The following is a 521-nucleotide window of genomic DNA, read 5'->3' as shown; positions in this document are numbered from 1 at the left end:
CTGTTAAAATTTGTTAAAAAAGCAGATATTCCTCTTACCAACGCTGAAAAAGATGAAGATTTCGAAAATTATTGCAACCTTTACGAGCAATTTGCGAGCGAAGAGCTTGAAACTGCATAATTGTTGGTTAGTTTTCAATTTTAACATATGAGATATCATTTACGAGACTTATTAACTTTGTTGATAAGTCTCTTTATTTTAAGCGGTTGTGATAACCCTTCAAAAGTTGGTTTAGATGTTGATCCCGGAGATCAAATTAATGGCGTCCTCATCGACACCTTAGAAATCAACGCTTCAACCGTTAAACAAGATAGTATTTTCACCAAAGGTTTAGCACAATTACCACTAGGATACCTCAAAGATCCGATAATTGGCGAAAGTAACGCATCAATTCAATTCGCGGTTCAAAACGTATCAAACGGGGATTCCCGTATACCTCTTAATGCTACTGTAGATTCCGCGGTATTGATTATCAACTATGGTCAAGACTTTTTTGGCGACTCATTGAATTCATCTACAAC

At 36.1% G+C, this 521-nt stretch carries 1 protein-coding gene; it reads left to right on the top strand.

Going from position 1 to position 521, the window contains the following annotated elements; translation table 11 throughout:
• Window positions 1-177 precede the first annotated feature (177 nt).
• Window positions 178-521 (top strand): DUF4270 family protein (locus DC366_RS20725; RefSeq protein WP_165802973.1); only part of this gene is annotated, 344 nt, incomplete at its 3' end.

It is taken from the genome of Pelagivirga sediminicola, from assembly GCF_003072125.1.
GTDB lineage: Bacteria > Pseudomonadota > Alphaproteobacteria > Rhodobacterales > Rhodobacteraceae > Roseovarius > Roseovarius sediminicola.
This window is presented reverse-complemented; position numbering and strand designations above follow the sequence as displayed.